Annotated in this window: 19 protein-coding genes; 6 read left to right on the forward strand and 13 right to left on the reverse strand. The window is 68.8% G+C overall.

Annotated elements, in window-relative coordinates; translation table 11 throughout:
* Window positions 1-13 precede the first annotated feature (13 nt).
* Window positions 14-718 (reverse strand): hypothetical protein, encoded by a 705-nt coding sequence (locus NQK81_RS24090; protein ID WP_257483358.1) that lies wholly within the window; start codon window positions 716-718, stop codon window positions 14-16.
* Entirely contained in the window at window positions 705-1,223 is a 519-nt protein-coding gene (locus NQK81_RS24095; RefSeq protein WP_257483359.1) for a SigE family RNA polymerase sigma factor, read from the reverse strand. The genes NQK81_RS24090 and NQK81_RS24095 overlap by 14 nt, the downstream gene beginning before the upstream one ends.
* Before the next feature lie 135 nt (window positions 1,224-1,358).
* Between NQK81_RS24095 and NQK81_RS24100 the strand changes: the two genes are divergently transcribed.
* The 3 genes from NQK81_RS24100 (at window position 1,359) to NQK81_RS24110 (ending at window position 3,891) form a co-directional block, all read left to right on the forward strand.
* Window positions 1,359-2,387 carry a threonine aldolase family protein gene (locus tag NQK81_RS24100; RefSeq protein ID WP_257483360.1) on the forward strand — a complete coding sequence of 343 codons (1,029 nt, stop codon included), beginning with the start codon at window positions 1,359-1,361 and terminating at the stop codon, window positions 2,385-2,387.
* A 2-nt stretch (window positions 2,388-2,389) separates the two neighbouring features.
* Window positions 2,390-2,980: an HAD family hydrolase gene (locus NQK81_RS24105; protein ID WP_257483361.1), complete on the forward strand. Its 591-nt coding sequence runs from the start codon at window positions 2,390-2,392 to the stop codon at window positions 2,978-2,980.
* An 89-nt stretch (window positions 2,981-3,069) separates the two neighbouring features.
* Window positions 3,070-3,891, forward strand: coding sequence for an SAM-dependent methyltransferase (locus tag NQK81_RS24110; protein WP_257483362.1), 822 nt, complete (start codon window positions 3,070-3,072; stop codon window positions 3,889-3,891).
* On the opposite strand, the gene NQK81_RS24115 is transcribed toward NQK81_RS24110, so the two are convergent.
* From NQK81_RS24115 to NQK81_RS24125, 3 genes are all read right to left on the reverse strand, one after another.
* Complete coding sequence (locus NQK81_RS24115) at window positions 3,888-4,073, reverse strand: hypothetical protein (RefSeq protein WP_007032516.1); 186 nt, start codon at window positions 4,071-4,073, stop codon at window positions 3,888-3,890. The genes NQK81_RS24110 and NQK81_RS24115 overlap by 4 nt on opposite strands.
* A gap of 85 nt (window positions 4,074-4,158) precedes the next feature.
* Window positions 4,159-5,343 (reverse strand): pyridoxal phosphate-dependent aminotransferase, encoded by a 1,185-nt coding sequence (locus tag NQK81_RS24120; RefSeq protein WP_257483363.1) that lies wholly within the window; start codon window positions 5,341-5,343, stop codon window positions 4,159-4,161.
* 10 nt (window positions 5,344-5,353) lie between these two features.
* Window positions 5,354-6,256 carry a TetR/AcrR family transcriptional regulator C-terminal domain-containing protein gene (locus tag NQK81_RS24125; RefSeq protein ID WP_257483364.1) on the reverse strand — a complete coding sequence of 301 codons (903 nt, stop codon included), beginning with the start codon at window positions 6,254-6,256 and terminating at the stop codon, window positions 5,354-5,356.
* 160 nt (window positions 6,257-6,416) lie between these two features.
* On the opposite strand from NQK81_RS24125, the gene NQK81_RS24130 reads away from it, so the two are divergent.
* Window positions 6,417-7,601 (forward strand): FAD-dependent monooxygenase, encoded by a 1,185-nt coding sequence (locus NQK81_RS24130; protein ID WP_257483365.1) that lies wholly within the window; start codon window positions 6,417-6,419, stop codon window positions 7,599-7,601.
* Window positions 7,602-8,027: 426 nt separating this feature from the next.
* Here NQK81_RS24130 and NQK81_RS24135 read toward each other — a convergent pair whose 3' ends face one another.
* From NQK81_RS24135 to purD, 7 genes are all read right to left on the reverse strand, one after another.
* Window positions 8,028-9,149: a transglycosylase SLT domain-containing protein gene (locus tag NQK81_RS24135; protein ID WP_126736261.1), complete on the reverse strand. Its 1,122-nt coding sequence runs from the start codon at window positions 9,147-9,149 to the stop codon at window positions 8,028-8,030.
* Between the two features lie 44 nt (window positions 9,150-9,193).
* Window positions 9,194-9,505, reverse strand: a complete 312-nt coding sequence (locus NQK81_RS24140) for a hypothetical protein (RefSeq protein ID WP_185927309.1) — start codon at window positions 9,503-9,505, stop codon at window positions 9,194-9,196.
* A gap of 148 nt (window positions 9,506-9,653) precedes the next feature.
* A complete protein-coding gene (locus NQK81_RS24145) occupies window positions 9,654-10,424 on the reverse strand; it encodes an ESX secretion-associated protein EspG (RefSeq protein WP_257483366.1) in 771 nt (256 codons plus the stop codon).
* A gap of 4 nt (window positions 10,425-10,428) precedes the next feature.
* Window positions 10,429-12,087 carry a hypothetical protein gene (locus NQK81_RS24150; RefSeq protein ID WP_257483367.1) on the reverse strand — a complete coding sequence of 553 codons (1,659 nt, stop codon included), beginning with the start codon at window positions 12,085-12,087 and terminating at the stop codon, window positions 10,429-10,431.
* Between the two features lie 10 nt (window positions 12,088-12,097).
* Window positions 12,098-12,739, reverse strand: a complete 642-nt coding sequence (locus NQK81_RS24155; protein WP_257483368.1) for a DUF3558 domain-containing protein — start codon at window positions 12,737-12,739, stop codon at window positions 12,098-12,100.
* Window positions 12,690-13,076, reverse strand: a complete 387-nt coding sequence (locus NQK81_RS24160) for a PE domain-containing protein (RefSeq protein ID WP_257483369.1) — start codon at window positions 13,074-13,076, stop codon at window positions 12,690-12,692. The genes NQK81_RS24155 and NQK81_RS24160 overlap by 50 nt, the downstream gene beginning before the upstream one ends.
* A gap of 134 nt (window positions 13,077-13,210) precedes the next feature.
* Window positions 13,211-14,473: a phosphoribosylamine--glycine ligase gene (gene purD, locus NQK81_RS24165; RefSeq protein WP_257483370.1), complete on the reverse strand. Its 1,263-nt coding sequence runs from the start codon at window positions 14,471-14,473 to the stop codon at window positions 13,211-13,213.
* Window positions 14,474-14,649: 176 nt separating this feature from the next.
* On the opposite strand from purD, the gene NQK81_RS24170 reads away from it, so the two are divergent.
* A complete protein-coding gene (locus NQK81_RS24170) occupies window positions 14,650-15,768 on the forward strand; it encodes a glycerophosphodiester phosphodiesterase (protein WP_257483371.1) in 1,119 nt (372 codons plus the stop codon).
* Between the two features lie 422 nt (window positions 15,769-16,190).
* Entirely contained in the window at window positions 16,191-17,729 is a 1,539-nt protein-coding gene (locus NQK81_RS24175) for an amino acid permease (RefSeq protein ID WP_257483372.1), read from the forward strand.
* On the opposite strand, the gene NQK81_RS24180 is transcribed toward NQK81_RS24175, so the two are convergent.
* Entirely contained in the window at window positions 17,713-18,933 is a 1,221-nt protein-coding gene (locus NQK81_RS24180) for an MFS transporter (protein WP_257483373.1), read from the reverse strand. The two genes, NQK81_RS24175 and NQK81_RS24180, sit on opposite strands and share 17 nt — an antisense overlap.
* Window positions 18,934-18,960: the final 27 nt, after the last annotated feature.

Below are 18,960 nucleotides of genomic sequence, written 5' to 3' on the forward strand. Positions count from 1 at the left end.
TTTGCCAGCTCGGCTAGTAGCGGGCGGCGAGGACGCCGACCAGCCTGTCGACGTCGGAGTCCGGGAGCGCCGGCCTGCCAGAGCCGTCACCGAGGCTCACCACGACCACGAGCGACCCCTTGGCGGTGGTCCGGCGTGCTTCAGCCGCCCCGGTGGGCAGCGACGGGACGGCCGAACCGGCCGGGAAGACCGCGGCGGAGACCGTGCCGCCCGGCACCTGGAACCCCGCGGACCTGGCTCCCGTCGTACAGAGGTCGCCGGGCGTCGACTTGGCGACATCCACGGGGACCGGGAGCTCGCCAGCGAGGGCGGTGGCGAGCTCCCGGTCCACCTGGTCGCACCCGTAGGTGCCTTCGGCCGTCTTCTGGCCGGTCCTCTCTGGCCCGTCGCCCCCCTGCTGAGGCGGCGGGTTCGAGAAGTTCGAGGGGTCCCCGCTGTCAAGAGGACGTACGGACGCCGCCCCGGGTTGCCCGGCGGAAGCCGCTTCGTTCTCGGATTTGGCCGCGCTCCCCGTCTGGAGCTCGGTTCCGCCGAGCACGCCGAACATGCCCACTCCGGCCAAGACCAAAACCACCGCACTACAGGCCACCGCGATACCGTTTCGGCGTCGAGCAGTGGCGCGTTTGGAGGCGCGGACCACGTCGGCGGTGTCGAAGGTCGGCGACGGCGCGTCGCCGGGGGCGTCACGGAACAACGCCTTCAGGTCATTCTCGTCCATCCCGTGCCACCTCCTCCTTCTCCATGACCTGCCTGAGATTCGCCAGCCCGCGCGCGGTCTGGCTCTTCACGTTCCCTTCGCTGCAGCCGAGCGCCTTCGCCGCCGCACCGACGTCCAGGCCCTCGAAGAACCTGAGCACCAGCACGGCCCGCTGCTTCGGGGGCACTTCGCGCAACGCGGCCAGCAGGTCCTCCCTGGTGACGACCTGCTCGCCGAGGTCGAAGCCGTCCTGCGGCGGTTCGGGCAGCTCCTCGGTCTGCCACTCCCGCCGCCACGGCCGCCTCGATTCGTCGATGGCCGCCCTGACCAGCGTCTTCCGCACGTAGGCGTCGGTCGCCGCCCGTTCTCTGATCTTCTTCCACCTCCGGTGCAGCGCGACGAACGCCGTCTGCGCGAGGTCGTCCGCACGATGCCAGTCACCGCAGAGCATGTACGCGGTCCTGCGCACGGCGTCCCTCTTCGCGGCGAAGTACTCCGCGAACTCTTGTTCGTCGCGCTGGTTCACGCGGGTTTTGTCTCCGCTCTTGCCTCGTCGGTGGGTAGGACGGAACCGGGGGCGTCCACGGTTGCATGAGCGGGCGCGGCGGACCAGCCGGGGAGGAGATTCACCGCAGGCCGGTCGATGTGATGTGATCGTACCGTGACCTCGCGCTCCCTTCCGCAGATCGATTTCCGCTCCGACACCGTGACCCGGCCGGACGACGTCATGCGCCAGGCCATGGCGAAGGCCGAGGTCGGCGACAACGTCCTCGACGGCGATCCGACCGTCGGCGCGCTGGAACGGCGTGCCGCGAAACTCCTCGGCATGCCCGCCGCGCTCTGGACACCGAGCGGGACCATGGCCAACCTGATCGCGCTGAGCATCCATCTCCAGCGCGGGGACCGGTTCCTCGCGCCGCGCGGCTCACACGTGATCACCGACGAACTCGGTTCCGCCGCCTGGCTCGCGGGCGGTATGCCGGAGCCGCTGGAGCACGACGCCGGGCCGGGCCGTCCGACGCCGGAAACGCTTTCGGCCGCGATCGGCGTCCCGCGCGGGCCGTACTACGCGCTGCGCACCCCGCTGTTGTGCCTGGAGAACACGCACAACACGGCCGGCGGCGCGGTCACCCCGCCCGACGAGCACGCGCAGCTGGTCGCGGTGGCGAAGGAGGCCGGGCTGACCGTGCACCTCGACGGCGCCCGCATCTGGCACGCGTCGGTCGCGCTGGGGATCCCGCCCGCGGCGCTCACGGTCGGCGTCGACACCGTTTCCGCCTGCTTCTCGAAGGGGCTCGGGGCGCCCGTCGGCTCGGTGGTGGCCGGCAGCGAGGAGTTCGTCGAGAAGGCGCGGCGGATGCGCCAGATGCTCGGCGGCGGTGTCCGGCAGGGCGGCGTGCTGGCCGCGGCCTGCATGGTCGCCCTGGACCGCATCGACGACCTCGCCGAGACACACGAGAACGCGACACGGCTCGCGGCCGGGCTCGCGGAGCACGGCTGGGAGGTCAACGCTCCCGAGACCAACATCGTGCAGGTCGCCGCGCCGGACCTCGAAGGACGGCTGGCATGGCTGGCGGACCTCGGGATCCTGACGCTGCCGAGCTCGGGCCGGATCCGGTTCGTGGCACACCGGGACCTTTCCGCGGCGGACATCGAAGAAACCCTTCAACGCATCAAGACCGGGGGCTGAACATGAACTGGATCGTCTTCGACTACGGCGACGTCATCAGCGAGCACACCGACGCGCTGCCGACCCTGGCCAAGGCGTTCGGACTCGAAGTCGCCGACTTCGAGCCGCACTACTGGGCCGAGCGGATCCGGTACGACTCCGGCGGCACGGATCTCGAGTACTGGCAGAGCATCGGCCGCGCGCTGGACGTCCCGGTCGACAAGGCGTTCTCCGACGAGCTGACCGCCATCGACGTCGAGGGCTGGACACACCTCGAACCGGACGTCCTCGAACTGCTGGAAGGGCTGCACGAAGCGGGCGCGGCTCTCGCGCTGCTCTCGAATGCGTCGTCCACCTTCGGCCGCTGGGTGCGCGAGCAGGAATGGGCGAAGCTGTTCCGCGTGAAGCTCTTTTCGGGCGATCTCGGCTGCATGAAGCCCGACGCGAAGATCTACCGGATCCTGCTCGCCGAACTAGGCGCCGAACCGGCCGACTGCCTGTTCTTCGACGACCGTCAGTCCAATGTGGACGGAGCACGGGCGGTCGGGATGCGGGCGGAACGCTGGGTCGGCGTGACCACGGCGAAATCCGGCTTCGGCTCTTCGGAGGAATAATTCACCCTCGCCGCTCATCCGCTTACGCGCGGTGAAGCGGATGACCTACGCTGAACCAGTCCAAACCGATTCACCCCCGGTAGGTGCCCATGTCCGTGGACCGACGCCCGTTCGTGCCCGTCGATTTCGACCGGCCGAGCATCGCGCGGGTCTTCGACGCACTGATGGGCGGCCAGGACAACTACGAGGCCGACCGGGTGGCGCTGCGCCAGATCCTGGAGATCTCGCCGGACGCGCGGGCCATGGCCAAGGAGGTCCGGCACTGGCTGGTCCGGACCGTGCGCTACCTGACCGACCGCGAAGGCATCGACCAGTTCCTCGACCTCGGCTCCGGCTTCCCGACCATGGACAACACGCACCAGGTCGCGCAGCGGTACAACCCCGAGGCCCAGGTCGTCTACGTCGACCGGGATCCGGTGGTGCAGGCGCACGGCCGCGCGCTGCTGGCGGCGAACGACTTCGCGCATATGACCGCCGCCGACCTGACCGAACCGGCCGAGGTCATCGAGGAGCTCGCCCGCACCCACCGGCTGGAATTCGACCGGCCGGTCGGGCTGATCCTGTGCGCGATCGTCCACCACATCCAGGATCTCGACGAGGCGCGGAAGATCGTCCGCGCCTACGTCGACGCGCTGGCGCCGGGCTCGTTCGTCGCGCTCCTGCACCAGCACAATCCTGCCGACGGCACCGAAGCGGCCGACGTCGCGACCGCACTCGAGAAGCGCTTCAACGGCACAGGGCTGGACACGCTGTACCGGACGCGCGAAGAGATCGAGTCCTTCTTCGAGGGACTCGATCTCATGGAGCCGGGCCTGACGTATCCGCACCTGTGGTGGCCGGACGGCCCGCGCTTCACCCCGCTTTCGCCCGTGAACTTCACGTCGCTCGGCGGGGTGGCGCGTAAGCCTTAACGGCGAAGCTGCTTCGGGGTGCCCTTGCCCTTGATGGCGCCGTACGCGGCCGTGCCCAGGAAGACCGCACCACCGATGACGGCGATCCAAAAGACAGCCTTCACGAGAAAACCGAGCACGGATCCGAGCACCATGAAGGCCACCCAAGCCAGGATCAGCCCGCCGACGATCTTCCAGAACATGGCATCCTCCGATTGCCTCGCCGTGCCCATGCGGGCCCGGTGAGTCCAGGTTGTCAGGCGGGAGTCGTGAGCGCCTTCTTTCCGGCTAACGTTCAGGGTGATTTCCGGGTTCCCCCTGACCGAGCCAGTCTCCGAGCCGGCGGACCCCTTCGTCGATGTCCTCGCGGGAGCCCGCGAAGGAGAACCGCACGAACCTTCCGCCGTCGACCGGGTCGAAGTCGATCCCGGGAGCGATCGCGACACCGGTGTCGGCGAGGAGCCGCTGGCACCAGCTGAGGCTGTCGTTCGTGTACGCGGAAACGTCGGCGTAGGCGTAGAAGGCGCCTTCGGCCGGCGCGAGCTTGTCGATGCCGATGCCCTTGAGGCCGGCGAAGAGCACGTCGCGGTTGGCCTTGTAGCGCTCGACGTGGCCGTCGGCCTCCGCGTACGACTCCGGGGTGAACGCGGCGACCGCGGCGTGCTGGGAGACCGCGGGCGGGCAGATGGTGAAGTTGCCGGTCAGGACGTCGATCGCGCGATGCAGCCGCTGGGGCGCCAGCATCCAGCCGAGCCGCCAACCGGTCATGGCGAAGTACTTCGAGAACGAGCCGAGGACGAGCGCCTCGTCGCCGTACTGCCAGGCGCAATCGAGCCCGGCGCCGTAGGAGATCCCGTGGTAGATCTCGTCGCTGATCAGCTGCACGCCGTGTGACGCGCACCAGCCGCTGATCGCAGCCAGTTCACCCGGTGGCAGGACGGTGCCGGTGGGATTGCTCGGGCTGGCCACGATGAGTCCCTTGATCGGCCCCAGCTCGTCCAGCCGGGCGACGGTGGGCTGGAAGTTCGTCTCGGGCCCGGTGGCGAACTCGACGACCTCGCAGCCGAGCACCTTCAGCAGGTTCCGGTAGGCCGGATAGCCGGGACGCGCCATCGCGACCCGGTCTCCCGCCTCGAAGGCACTGAGGAACGAGAGCAGGAAGCCGCCGGAGGAACCGGTCGTCATGATGACGTCCTGCGGGCTCACGTCGACCGGGTACGTGCGGTTGTAGTGCTCCGCGACGGCCTCGCGCAGTTCCGGGATGCCGAGCTGCTCGGTGTAGCCGAGGTTGTGGCCCTTCAACGCCCGCTGCGCGGCTTCGAGGACCGGTCGCGGCGCCGGCGCGGACGGCTGCCCCGCGAGCAGCGGGACCAGGTCCCCGTGGCTGCGTTGGCGCGCCTGCGCGGCCGAAAGGACGTCCATGACGTGGAACGGCGGGACGGCGGAACGTGCGGCGGGACCTGGGAAAGACATGTGGGTGAGGCTAACTCGCCTTCGCGAGGAGAACCGCGTAGCCGTCGAGGAGTCGTTGGAGCCCGAACTCGAAGAGCGTGTCGAGGTCGTAGTCGAACGGGGCTCGCGAGACGACACCGGCGAAATTCGGGAAACGACCGCCGGACACCAGGTCCCAGAGGATCGGCTCGTGTTCCGCCAGCCAGGCGTCGGCCGAGACCGCCGTCCCGGATTCGGTGTCGGCTTCGGCCTCGAAACTGAGGGCGATGCCGCGGACGTGGTTGAAGATCGTGATGTGCGCGTACATGATCGTCGACGGCGGGAGGCCGTGGCCGTCGAGCGCGCGGGTCGCCCAGTCCGCGTGGGCGAGCAGGTTCGGCAGCGGCTGCGGGCGGGTGATCGAGAGCGCCTGCGCGAGCCAGGGATGCCGCCGGAACAGGGCCCATTGCGCCCTCGCCATCAGCTCCAGCTGGGCCCGCCAGCCGGGCGGCGGTTCGGGCGGGAAACGGATTTCGCCGAGCGCCATGTCCGCCATTTCGAGGATCAGCTCCTCCTTGGCGGTGACATGACGATAAAGCGCCATCGTCGCGACGCCGAGGCCGGAGGCGACGCGGCGCATCGAGAGCGCGCGGATGCCCTCGGCGTCGGCGATCCGGATCGCCGCCTTCACCACCCGCTCGCGTGACAGCTCCGCCTCGGTTCTCGGCGCGGGCTTCCGGGTGCGGCTCGCGACGACCGTGCCCGCGCCGGGTTTGGCGACGACCAGGCCGTCCCGTTTGAGCGTGGCGAGGACCTTCGTCGCGGTCGCCATCGCGACGCCCCATTCGGCGATGATCCGGCGCGTCGACGGGACCTTGTCGCCCTCGCGCAGCTCACCGGAGGTGATCCGGTGGCGGATCTCGGCGGCGATCCGCAGGTAGGGCGGCTCGGTCATGGTCGGCTCCTTGCCATAGTGCACCTGACGGCAGTTTATCGGGCGCACTAGCTGGATCGCACTAGTGCACTGAGGACTCTCTGCCACTTTTCCTGGGGGTTCGACGCAGTGTCCATACGTTGTACGCAGTGCTTCAAAACACCGTACACAGGGAGTGGACATGCGGAAGGTCCTGATTTCGGGAGCGGGAATCGCCGGCACGACGCTGGCGTACTGGCTGCGGCGGCACGGTTTCGCGCCGACGGTCGTCGAGCGGGCCCCCGCGCCCCGCGTCGGCGGGCACGCGGTCGACATCCGGGGCACGGCGCTCGGCGTCGTCGACCGGATGGGGGTGCTCGGGCGGCTCCGGGAGTTGAGTACGGACATGCGCGGGATGTCGTTCGTGAACGGCGAGGGGAAGACCCTCGTAAAGGTCACCGACCACACGCTGACCGGCGGGCTCACCGACAGCGAGGACGTCGAGATCCTGCGGGACGACCTCACCGACACGCTGACCTCGGTCGCCCAGGAGGGTGTCGAGTACGTCTACGGAGACTGGATCACCGGAATCGCGCAGCAGACCGACGGTGTCCGGGTCACCTTCGCTCGCGGCGAGGCGCGGGACTTCGACCTCGTCGTCGGCGCGGACGGGCAGCATTCGGCCGTGCGATCGCTGGTTTTCGGGGCGGAGAAACAGTTTTCGCACTACCTGGACACCTATCTCGCGGTGTTCACCGTGCCGAACTTCCTCGATCTGGACCGCTGGCAGATCTTCCACATGACCCCGGGGAAGCTCGCCGGGCTGTACAGCGCGCGAAAGAACACGGAGGCGCGGGCGATGCTCGGCTTCCAGTCGCCGGAACTCGACTTCGACCGCCATGACGTCGAGCAGCAACGGAAGCTGATCGCGGACCGATTCTCGGCGCAGGGCTGGGAAATCCCGCGATTGCTCCAGGAAATGGCGTCGAGCGAGCTGTACTTCGATTCCATGACCCAGATCCGGATGGACCGGTTCACCGACGGCCGCGTCGCACTCGTCGGTGACGCGGGCTACGGGCCTTCGCCACTTTCGGGACAGGGCACCAGTTTGGCGCTCGTCGGCGCCTATGTGCTCGCGGGCTCACTGGCTGCCTCCAGCGACCACCGCGCCGCTTTCGCTTCGTACGAAAGGGAAATGCGGCCGTTCATCCTCCGGAACCAGGCGCTGGCTTCGCTGAACCAGAAGAAGCAGACGCGGTTCCGGCAGTGGAAGCAGATCCAGTCGATGCGGCTGCTGCCTTATCTGCCGTTCCGCGACCGGGTGATGAAGGCGGCCATGCGGCCGCTGACGGAGGCGGCGAACGGCCTGGTGCTGAAGGATTACTGACCGCTCGGGGTGTCGAGCTCCGGAGGCATGTCGCGAAAGCCACTTTCGCGACGCCTGATGTCCCGAAAGTGGCTTTCGCGACACGACCACCAGGGTCGCGCGTGACTGGCGGGCCGACACCCGTGACGGAATGGACGACATGCGTGATTGGACGGACGACACGCGTGATTGGACGGACGGCACGAGTGACTGGCCGGACGGCACGCGTGCTTGGCCGGACGGCACGTGTGATCCGCCGGACGGCACGCGGCGCGATACGGCCGCGAGTGTGGCGTCCATCGGATCACGCGTGGCGTCCATCCAGTCACGCGTGTCGTCCGGCGGATCACGCGTGGCGGCCATTGGGTCACGTGTGGCGGCCGGGGCCGGGCCAGGGCTCGTGAGTGGCAGGGACGGTTCTAACCGTCCCTGCCACTCACGAGGCCGTTAGTAGCCCTGGTAACCGCCGCCACCGGCCATGGACTTCAGGCCCGGGTGCCCCTCGAAGCCGCCGTACCGCGAGAACGTGTACCGGACACCCGCGATGATGTTGTCCACCGGGTTGTAGATGTCGTCGTGCCCGGGAAGCTTGTGCGCGTTGAAGGTCGGGTCGATGCACTGCATCAGCCCCTTGGACGGCGTGCCCTTCGCCGCGTTGGAGTCCCAGTTGTTGATGGCGTTGGGGTTGCCGCCGGACTCCTTCTCGATGATCGTCCAGATCTTCTGGATATCCGCCTCGGTCACCGGGATCCCGTTGGCCTGCAGGATTTTGATGGCCTCTTGGATCCATTGCTGGACGTTGCCCGGCGGCGTCGTCGAGGGCGGGCCGCCGCTCGGGCCGAGGCCGCCGCCCCCACCGCCACCGCCGCCGCCTCCTCCACCGCCGCCACCACCGGCGTGGAGACCGCCGGTGCGCTTCGGGACGGAGCCGTCCTTGCCGGGCATCGGGACGGTGGAGTAGCCGCCCTGGATGTCCTTCTTCATCAGCTCTTGGGACTTCTGGATCATCTGGTTGGCCTGGTCGAGCAGGCCCTTGACCCGGGTGTCGGCGTCGCTGGCGATCTTGTTGATGTCGGTCTTGGCCTTCTGGATGATCTCGTCGGCCGAAGGGCTCGGCGCCGGCTTGTGATCCTTCTCGGCCTGCGCGGCGGCCGTGATCGCCGCGTTCTTGTCCGCCTCCGCCTGGGTGTTCCTTTTGTTGACCGCGGCTTCGGCGTCTTCGTAGACACCCTTCACCTGCATCTTGATGTTGCCGAGATCGGTGTGGACGCGATCGAGGTCGTCGACGACCTTGCCCAGCTGCTCCTCGACGTTCTTCCCGGCCTTCGTGATCGACTTGACGTACTCGAAGAAGGCCTCCGCGGCGGGTCCGGCCCAGACGCCGCCGTTCAACGCTTCGGTCGACGTTTTCAACGCCGCGCTGTGGTCGCCCGCGTTGTCGGCGGCCGTCTTGAACTGCCTCGAAGCGTTCTGAATGGCGGCGAGGTTGACCTTGCCGATCTGCTCGGCCTTCTGGGTCAGTCCGTCCCAGCCGTCCGGCGTGCCGGCGCCGACACCGTTCAAAGCCACTGCTCAAGCCCCCTTGGTCTTCGGCCCCCAGGCCTGGCGAGTCGTCACAGTTCCCCGTGCACCTTCAGGTTGTCCACGTGGACCGCTTCGGTCTCCTTGATCAGGCCCGCCGCCTTTCGCAGCACGAAGGCCGTGGCCTCCATGAGCTGACCGGCCGAATCGAATTCGTTGTGGACGCCCTGTTTGAACTTGCCGACCGCGCCGTGCGCGTCGCCGTGCTCGTCCACTCCGCCGAAGGGGGATTCCTTCTCGTCATCCATCCCGGTGACGCCTTTTTTCGTCTTCTCGAACTCGTCCTTGAGCTTCTCCACCTGACCGGCGGCGATCCCCATGGAATCCGGGTCGTACACAGGCACGGTTCGTCATCCCCTTCACGGAAAAACTCGTATCCGCCCGATCAGACGCGCGGCCGGTCAGGACGGTTCCCGGCGCCTACTTTAAGACCTCCGCGGTTGGCCGGGTGCGTATCCACGCCAACTTCCACCCCGCCGATAATCGGGCGAATCAGAAATCGGCGACTTCCCGGATCCTGGTCGCCAGCAACTGGTTGTCGGCCGGGGTGATGGTCGCCCAATCCCGCCCGTCCCGGTTCCGCGCGACCTGGAACAGGTACCGCCCCGCGTCCGTGTCGTAGAAGGCGACCACGCTGTCCGCGCGCCGGGGACGGCCGTCGCGGCCGGCGCGCTCGACACCGAACTGGCCCCGCGCCTCCTGGCCGAGGAGCATGCCCGCCACCTCCTGGGCCTGCCAGAGGGGCACGTCCAGATCTTCCAGCGCGGTTACCAGAGCCTTCGCGTCGCCGCGGGCGGCGGCGTCGGCCTGGACGAGGACGTCGTGCGGGACGCTGATCGACTGGCCGACGCCGGGACCGAGATCACCCGCGACCGAGACCGCGGCTTCGGCGAGGGAGCTCTCCCTGGCGGGGATCAGCCAGACCTGGCCGGAGTCGATCACGCCGAGCAGCGCCTGGTTGCCGACGCTCACCGCCTGGCCCTTGATCTCGCGATCGGTCCACACCCAGACGTCGATCGCGATCCGGGGGTGCGCGAACAGGTTCAGCATGTCGACCAGCTCGCCCGACGCCTGGTGTCCCCGCGCGAGACCTCGCGCGCGCAGGGATTCCCAGGCTTCTTCGATCAGCGCCGCCCGCTCCGTGTGGGTCGTTCCGGGGCTCGGCACGTCGAGTGCGGCATGACGACGGGGCAGCCGTTCGGCTTCCCAGAGCATCTCGAACTCGAGTGCGGACAGCACCAGGCTGCCGTTGTCGTTCGGCACAGGTTCAGCGCGCTTCCCGGTTGCCGTGGTCGCCGATCACGTCCGGCGACACCAGCCGCTCGTCGGTGAACAGATCCTTGTCGTCGACGCCGTAACGCCTGATGTGCTCCGCGTCCTCCTCGACGTCCTGGGTGGCCGCGCGCTCCATGAACTTCGACTCGGGCTTCGGCTGCTTCGCGCCGATCTTCTCCGAGCGCCGCATGGCCTCCTCTTCGGGAAGCTCACCGATCGGGAGCTGGCGGGTCGGCTTCACGCCGCCGCCTTCCTGACGGGGACGACGGTCGCGTTCCCGGTCGCCACTGAGCGCACCGCCGGCGACACCGGCGCCGAGCGCCGCGGCACCGGCGCCCAGGTCACCCGCGGCCGGTCCGGTGATCTTCGGGACGGCGGGGAAACCGCGGCCGGATTCGTTGCCGGGGGCCATCGGCGCCTGCGGTCCGGAGCCGACGGAGCGGCCCTTGCCGAGCGCCTGGTCGCCACCCGCGCCACCGCCGACGTTGCCGAAGACACCAGGACCCGAGCTGGAGCCGGGGCCCTTTCCGACAGCGCTGTCGATACCGGGACCGGTGCCGAACGACTTGCCAGCCGGCTGCGCCGAGGTGGTGCTGTTCGGCGGCGCGCTGCCGGTGGACTGACCCGGCGGCACGTTCGGGATGTTCGGGATGTTCGGCGCGCCCGGCGGAGCGAACGGCGGCGAACCGGCGACCGGATAGGACGGCCTGCCCTGTTCGGGCTGCGGGGATGGGCGGTTCGGCGTCACCCAGCCGGCACCCGGCGCGGGAGCGGGCTTCGACGTGCCGGACGGCACCGTCGGCGCGGCGGCCGCGGGAGCCGTGGCCCCGGCGTTCGGCGCCGACGCACCGGTCTTGCGGGCCGTCCCGCCGCCCATGGCGACGCCGTAGGCCGGGGTCGGCGCGTCGTAGGACGGCGCCTTCGGGTTGCTGACGGGCTGCGCGACCGGCGGCACGTACTTCGATTCGACGGCGGCCGACGCGGGCCGCACGCTGCCGTCCGGGGTCAGGTCCGTGGCCGTGCCCGCCAGGTCGAGCGTCGCGGAACCGCCGCCCGCTCCGGCGGCCGTCGTGGTCTGGGTCAGGTTCATCGCCTGCGGGTCGGCCAGCGTGCCGGTCGACAGCAGGTTCTCGCCGCTCGTCTTCGCGTAGTCGTTCAACGCCTCCTGCGCCTGCGCCCGCGCGTTGTTCGCGGCGCTGACGGTTTTGGCGTGGTCGGTCTCGAACCCGATGAGGCTCAGCAGGACGTCACCGACGGTCAGGCCGCCGGCGCCCTTCCGGACCACTTCCGGATCCGGGAGCTTGTGCAGCGTCCGGTTGAAGGCCTCACCCTGGGCGAAGATCATCTCCGCGGAGTGCGAGACCTTCGAGTTCGCGTCCTGGGAGAAGCCCGCCTGCTCGGTGAACACCTGACCGGCGGCACCACCGGCCTCGCTCTGCCATTCCACGCCGAGCTTGCCCAGCTCGTCACGCAGCGTCTTGTCGGTGTCGGCGAGCGCGCCCGCGACGGATTTCAACGCGTCGACGGCGATACCGATGCTTCCGGTGCCGTCACCGCTGCGGAAGCGTTCGATCTCGGTCGCGATCCCGGTGTCGGTGTAGCCGTCGAACCGAAGATCGCGGAGCCTGCCCGCGAGGTCGGAAACGTTCACGCCGCCCTCCCTAGTTGCGTGCTTTCAAGGTCTGCAAAGCCGAATCGGCCGCCTGTGCGGACATCTCGCACAGCTGCGGCATGGTGAACGCGCCGGCGGTGACGGTGACCGCCCGCACCGCCAGCGTCTGTCCCTGAGCGACCCCGACGAGCGTTTCGCAATCGCCCGGTGTGCCGGCGTCACGGTGGTTCTTGATGGCGGGGAACCCGCCGACCGCCGTCGGTTCCGTCGTCATGCTGTTCTTGCGGCGCTTGCCGGTGAACCATTCTTCGACGTCCGCGGTGATCGTGCGGACGTAGTAGCTGTGGAAGGGCTGCGCGGCGTCCGCGTCGAGGACACAGGTCGGGCCGTCGATCGGTTCCGCGGCCGCGCGCGGTTTGCTGTTGATCTTGAGCTGGTCGAGCTGCGGATCGGTGAACAGCGCGCACGGATCGACGCCCTGCAGGCTCAGTTCGGCGGGTCTGGCGGGCAACGCCGACGCTTTGGCGCCCTGCGTGACCGAGGCCAGCGCCGGTTCGTCGGGGAACGCCTGCCCGCCCGTGTCCGTGGCGCATCCGGCCAGCACGAGGGTGAGCACCCCGCCGGTCACCAGCACACGAGGCCTACGCCCGGTGTACACCACGGTCCCCGAACGCGGCGGCCTTGTCCGCATCACTGGTCTTGTACTCCTTGGCCGCCGTGCGGAGCTGGCTGACCAGGCCACGGAGACCGGCCACGTACGCCCGGACCTGCGCGGCGTACGACTGGTCGCCGTCGGCCACGAGCTCGTTCCAGACGCTGGTCGCGTGCACGCTCACGGTGTCGTTGGCCGGCGTGTCGATACGCAGCTGGTCCAGCCGTGTCATGAGCTTGTCCTGCAGAGCGTCGACCTGCTCTTCGACGATCTTCGCCACTTCGAGCAGCTTCGACGGGTCGACTCTGATGTCGGCCACCGACGGTGGCGTCGGGACCGCCGACGTGAGGTCCTGGATCTTGCTCGATGCTGCCATTCCCCACCCCTTGGAAACACGCACGGTGACCGTTCGCCCTGTCGAGGCTACCAACGCCGATGTATCGAGCGCCTAAGCTTCTCAGGAAATACCGGGTTAGACGCAGCGGTCGCCCGGGCGGTTCCGCCGGGAATTCACGAGACCGGGGTGGCGATCTCTCCCTTGGCGGCGAGCAGGGCGATGTCGGTGCGGTGGTGGGAGCCGGCCAGGTGGACCTTCTCGACCGTCGCGTAGGCGGCCTTGCGGGCGGCCTTCAGGTTCTTGCCGGTGCCGACCACCGACAGCACGCGGCCGCCGGAGGAGACCACGGCACCGTCGTCGCGGCGGCGGGTGCCGGCGTGGAGTACGCCTTCGAGCTCGCCACCGGTGATGACGTCGCCGGTCCTCGGCTTGCCGGGGTAGCCGTCCGCGGCGAGCACGACGGTGACCGCCGCGCCGGAGTCCCACTCCAGCGGCGGCAGTTCGGCGAGTCCGCCGGTCGCCGTTGCGTGCAGGACCTTGCCGAGCGGGCTGCGCAGCAGCGCCAGGACGACCTGGGTCTCCGGGTCGCCGAACCGGCAGTTGAACTCGATGACCTGCGGGCCCTCGGAAGTCAGCGCGAGCCCGGCGTAGAGCAGGCCGGAGAAGGTGGCGCCGCGGTTGTCGAGCTCGTCGACCACGGGCTGCACGATGCGGGCGACGACGTCGTCGACCAGGTCCTTCGGCGCCCACGGCAACGGCGCGTACGCCCCCATGCCGCCGGTGTTCGGGCCCGCGTCGCCGTCGCCGACGCGCTTGAAGTCCTGCGCGGGCAGCAACGGGACGACCGTGCGGCCGTCGACGAAGCAGAAGAGGGAGGCCTCCGGGCCGTCGAGGAAGGACTCCAGGAGCACCGGGTGCCCGCCGTCGAGCAGCATCAGGGCGTGCTTGCGCGCGACGTCGACGTCCGTGGTGACCACGACGCCCTTGCCCGCGGCGAGCCCGTCGTCCTTGACCACCCAGGTGGGGCCGAAGCGGCCGAGAGCGGCGTCGAGACGGGCGGGGTTGTCGACGACCTCGCAATGCGCCGTCGGCACCTTCGCGGCCGCCATGACGTCCTTCGCGAACGCCTTCGAGCCCTCGATCCTTGCCGCGGACGCGGACGGGCCGAAGCAGGCGATGCCCGCCTTCCGGACCGCGTCGGCGACTCCGGCCACCAGCGGGACCTCGGGACCGACCACGACGAGGTCCGCCTGCCACTGCTTGGCGAGGGCGGAGACGGACTCGGGGTCCGCCGCGTCCACGCCGAGTTGTTCGGCCACCGCGGCGGTGCCGGCGTTGCCCGGGGCACAGGCCAGTGCGGTGACGGAAGGGTCTTCCGCGACCGCGAGGACGAGTGCATGCTCACGGGCGCCGGACCCGATTACCAGTACGCGCACGACGCACAGGGTAACCGGGCCGGTGAGCTACAGAGACGTCGCCGTCCTCGAGCGGGTGGTTCCATCCGGCGTTCACCCGGCGGTCAGCGCTCCGCCGGTCCGTCTTCGCCGGGCGGACGCCTCCTGCGTCAAGGGTTGCGCGGTACCCCGAGTTCAAGCGAAAGAGGTTCCCCACCATGCGAAAGCGCCTGGGCGTGCTCGCCCTGTCCGGACTCGCCGTACTCAGCGTCACAGGGCTGGCGGGCGCCGCCGAGCCGAGCGCCCAAGATGTGTCGGCGCTGGCGAAGGGTCACGATGGTCCGGTGATCGTCGGACACCGCGGCGCCCCCGGCTACCGGCCGGAGCACACGCTCGCCTCGTATGAGCTCGCCTACCGCCAGGGCGTCGACTGGGTCGACGTCGACCTCGTGCCGACCAAGGACGGCCAGCTCGTCGCCCGGCACGAGAACGAGATCGGCGGGACCACCGACGTCGCGAAGCACCCCGAGTTCGCGAACCGGAAGACGACGAAGGTCATCGACGGCACGTCGTACACCGGCTGGTTCACCGAGGACTTCACGCTCGCCGAGCTGAAGACCCTGCGCGCGACCGAGCGGATCCCGCAGCTGCGGCCGAACAACAAGATCTACGACGGCCGCTACCAGATCGCCACCTACCAGGAGGTGCTCGACCTGACGCGCCGGCTCGGCCGCGAACTGCGCCGCGAACTGGGGACGTACCCGGAGATCAAGCACTCGACCTACTTCTCGTCGATCAAGAACCCGACCGAGCCGAAGCTGGTCGAGCTGATCAAGCGCAACGGGCTCAACCACCCGAAGGCGCCGGTGATCATCCAGTCGTTCGAGGTGTCGAACCTGATCGCGCTCTCGCGGCAGGTGCGGGTGCCGCTGCTGCAGCTGACTTCGGCGACCGGCGCTCCGGCCGACTTCGTCGCGAAGGGTGACCCGCGGACGTACGCCGACCTCGTGACGCCGGCGGGCCTGAAGGAGATCTCGAAGTACGCGGACTACCTGGGCCCGGAGAAGGCGCAGGTCATCCCGGTGGTGAACGGCGCGCTGGGGCAGCCGACCAGGCTCGTCGCCGACGCGCACCAGGCCGGGCTGAAGGTCGGGCCGTACACGTTCCGCAACGAGAACAACTTCCTCCCGCAGAGCCTGCGCTCGTCGGCGAACCTCGCCGAGTACGGCAACACGTTCGCCGAGCAGGAGGCGTTCCTCAAGGCGGGTGTCGACGGGTACTTCTCGGACCACCCCGACACCGCGCTGGAGGCCGTGAAGGCGTTCCGGGGGCGCTGATTCCTTGAAGTACATGAAGGCCCCCTTCCTTGCGCTGGACGTAAGGAAGGGGGCCTTCATGTACTTGGGGTGAGGGCGCCGACCGTGTGGATTTCAGTGCGTTGGATGACCAGAAATCCACACAATGCCCGCGTGACAGGTCCGGTCACCGCGTCGGGGTGTGTGGAAACAGGGACGTTGAACGTCTCTTTTTCCACACACCCCTCACCCAAGGTAATGCTCGCCTGCCACGCCGAGTGACCACACCAGGCGAAGGCGCGGTCCTCGACGACTGATTGCGGGTGTCACGCACCGCTTAAGAGCACCCGAATCGCCGCTCACGACCAACCAGGTCTTGACGGGACCTTGACATGCGCAGGTCGACGGGCCTAATTTCGGCGGATCTCAATGGTCTGTCCGCATACCTTTGAAGTGGGTGCCCGATGGATGTCTCTGACAAGCAGGCCGCAGAACCCGCCGACGAAGACAGTGCCCGGCTCCACCAGCTCGGCTACGCGCAGGAACTCCGGCGCACGATGTCGGCCTTCTCCAACTTCGCCGTCTCCTTCACGATCATCTCGATCCTCTCCGGCTGCCTGACCCTCTACGGGTTCGGTATGAAGACCGGCGGGCCCGCCGCGATGATCTGGGGCTGGCCGCTGGTCGGCCTGTTCGTCATCCTGGTCGGGCTGGGCATGGCCGAGGTCTGCTCCAGCTACCCGACCGCGGGCGGCCTCTACTACTGGGCGGCGAAGCTCGCCCCGCGCAACGGCGCGGCGTGGTCGTGGTTCACCGGCTGGTTCAACCTCATCGGGCAGATCGCCGTCACCGCGGGGATCGACTTCGGCGCGGCGCTGTTCCTCAACGCCTTCCTCGATCTGCAGTTCGGGTTCGAGGCGACACCGGGCAACACGATCCTGCTGCTGGCGATCATCCTGGTGATCCACGGGCTGCTGAACACCTTCGGCGTCAAGATCGTCGCGCTGCTGAACAGCATCAGCGTGTGGTGGCATCTGGCGGGCGTGCTGGTCATCGTCGGGGTGCTGGTCATCGTTCCCGAGAAACACCAGGACGCGTCGTTCGTCTTCGGCGAGTTCGTGAACAACACCGGCTGGGCGTCGCCTGTCTACGTCTTCCTACTGGGTCTCCTGCTCGCGCAGTACACGCTCACCGGGTACGACGCCTCGGCCCATATGACCGAGGAGACCAAGAACGCGGCGAAGGCCGGGCCGCGCGGGATCATCAACTCGATCCTTGTCTCCCTGGTCGCCGGCTGGATCCTGCTGATCGGCATCACCTTCGCCATCCAGGACTACGAAGGCGCCGTCGGCTCCGAAACCGGGGTGCCGCCCGCGCAGATCTTCATCGACGCGACCGGCGCGACGACCGGCAAGTTCCTGTTGCTGATCTGCATCGGCGCACAGTTGTTCTGCGGGATGGCGTCGGTGACCGCGAACTCCCGGATGATCTACGCGTTCGCCCGCGACGGCGCGATCCCGGGTTCGAAGTTCTGGCACCGCATCAACAAGCGCACCCAGACGCCGACCAACGCGGTGTGGCTGGCCGCGGGCGGCGCGCTCCTGCTCGCCCTGCCGTACCTGTGGAGCGCGACCGCCTACGCGGCGGTGACCTCGATCGCCGTCGTCGGCCTTTACGTGGCCTACGTGATCCCGGTGTTCCTGCGGGTGCGCAAGGGCGACGATTTCGAACCAGGGCCGTGGAACCTCGGCCGCTGGGGCAAGCTCGTCGGGACCATCGCGACCGTGTGGGTGTGCTTCATCTTCGTGCTCTTCATGCTCCCGCAGGGATCACCGGTCACCATCGACAGCTTCAACTACACGCCCATCGCCTTCCTCGTCGTACTCGGTGGTGCGGCGGTGTGGTGGTTCGCCTCGGCCCGCAAGTGGTTCACGGGCCCGAAGGTGCAGGGTTCCGAGGAAGAACTCGCCGCGGTGGAAAGGGAACTCAAGGAACTGGGGTAGCGGCGTTCTCCTGGGAGCGGCCTGCCCGGACCACGGTCACCGCGGCCGCTCCCAGCGCCCCGACTCCGGCGAAGGCGTAGAAACCCCACGGGTACGCGATTCCGGCGCTCAGCAGCGCGCCGCCGAGGATCGGGCCGCTGATCGCGCCGACCCGGCCGACCCCCGCCGCCCAGCCGATCCCGGTGGCGCGCATGGCATCCGGGTACGTCTTGCCGATGTAGGCGTACACGAGCACCTGCGCGCTGAACACGAAACCGCCGGTGAGGAACACGGCCGCGTACAGGCCGACGGCGGGCAGCTTCACGCTCAACAGGGCCAAGAACACGGCCGCGCCGAGGAACCAGAAGATCACCGCGGGCCGCACACCGACCTTGTCCGCCACCCGGCCCGCGACGAGCAAACCGACGACACCACCGAGGTTCAGCGTGAGCAGCAGCCCGAGCGCCGCGCCCAGCGGGTACCCGGCCTGGCGCATGATCTCCGGCAGCCAGGTGTTGAGCCCGTAGACCAGCAGCAGCCCCATGAACGACGTCACCCAGAACGCGATGGTGGCGCGCAGGAGCCCGCCGCGGAACAGCCCGCCGACGACCTGGGTCGCCGACTTCTCCTGCGTCTCCCGCGCCCGCTCGAAGGACTCCGATTCGGGCAGGTACTTGATCATCAGCGGTACCAGCACGAGCGCGGGCAGCGCCCCCGCGATGAACATCGCGCGCCAGCCGAGCGGCTGGATCAGCCAGATGCCGAGCAGGGCCGTGAGCACCGCGCCGACGTGGTAGCCGGTCATCACCGTGGTCGTCGCGCTGCCGCCCTTTCCCTTGCGGGCGTACTCGGTGACCAGCGCGATCGCCGTCGGCAGACAGCCGCCGAGGCCCAGCCCGGCGAGGAAACGCAGCAGACCGAAGACGAACGCCGACGGCGATATCGCGCAGAGCGCGGTGAACGCGGAGAAGGCCGTGACCGCGATGATCAGCGCCTTGCGGCGGCCGATGACGTCGGTGATCGTGCCGATCGCCATCGCGCCGATCATCATGCCGATCAGGCCGAACGTCGAGATCACCGACGCCGTGCCGGGGGTCAGGCCCCAGACGTGGTCACGGAGCAGCGACGGCAGCACGGTACCCAGGACGACCAGGTCGAATCCGTCGAGCAGGACCGCCGTCCAGGCGAGTGGGACCACCCACGAACGGGCCGCGGCAGTGGACATGGAAGACCTCCAGCTGTGTTCGCAATG

This window comes from Amycolatopsis roodepoortensis (assembly GCF_024628825.1).
GTDB lineage: Bacteria > Actinomycetota > Actinomycetes > Mycobacteriales > Pseudonocardiaceae > Amycolatopsis > Amycolatopsis roodepoortensis.

Coding starts and splice junctions, on each gene's coding strand:
- NQK81_RS24090 (WP_257483358.1), bottom strand. CDS start 718: ATGGACGAGAATGACCTGAAGGCGTTGTTCCGTGACGCCCCCGGCGAC.
- NQK81_RS24105 (WP_257483361.1), top strand. CDS start 2,390: ATGAACTGGATCGTCTTCGACTACGGCGACGTCATCAGCGAGCACACC.
- NQK81_RS24110 (WP_257483362.1), top strand. CDS start 3,070: ATGTCCGTGGACCGACGCCCGTTCGTGCCCGTCGATTTCGACCGGCCG.
- NQK81_RS24115 (WP_007032516.1), bottom strand. CDS start 4,073: ATGTTCTGGAAGATCGTCGGCGGGCTGATCCTGGCTTGGGTGGCCTTC.
- NQK81_RS24120 (WP_257483363.1), bottom strand. CDS start 5,343: ATGTCTTTCCCAGGTCCCGCCGCACGTTCCGCCGTCCCGCCGTTCCAC.
- NQK81_RS24125 (WP_257483364.1), bottom strand. CDS start 6,256: ATGACCGAGCCGCCCTACCTGCGGATCGCCGCCGAGATCCGCCACCGG.
- NQK81_RS24130 (WP_257483365.1), top strand. CDS start 6,417: ATGCGGAAGGTCCTGATTTCGGGAGCGGGAATCGCCGGCACGACGCTG.
- NQK81_RS24155 (WP_257483368.1), bottom strand. CDS start 12,739: ATGCGGACAAGGCCGCCGCGTTCGGGGACCGTGGTGTACACCGGGCGT.
- NQK81_RS24160 (WP_257483369.1), bottom strand. CDS start 13,076: ATGGCAGCATCGAGCAAGATCCAGGACCTCACGTCGGCGGTCCCGACG.
- NQK81_RS24170 (WP_257483371.1), top strand. CDS start 14,650: ATGCGAAAGCGCCTGGGCGTGCTCGCCCTGTCCGGACTCGCCGTACTC.
- NQK81_RS24175 (WP_257483372.1), top strand. CDS start 16,191: ATGGATGTCTCTGACAAGCAGGCCGCAGAACCCGCCGACGAAGACAGT.
- NQK81_RS24180 (WP_257483373.1), bottom strand. CDS start 18,933: ATGTCCACTGCCGCGGCCCGTTCGTGGGTGGTCCCACTCGCCTGGACG.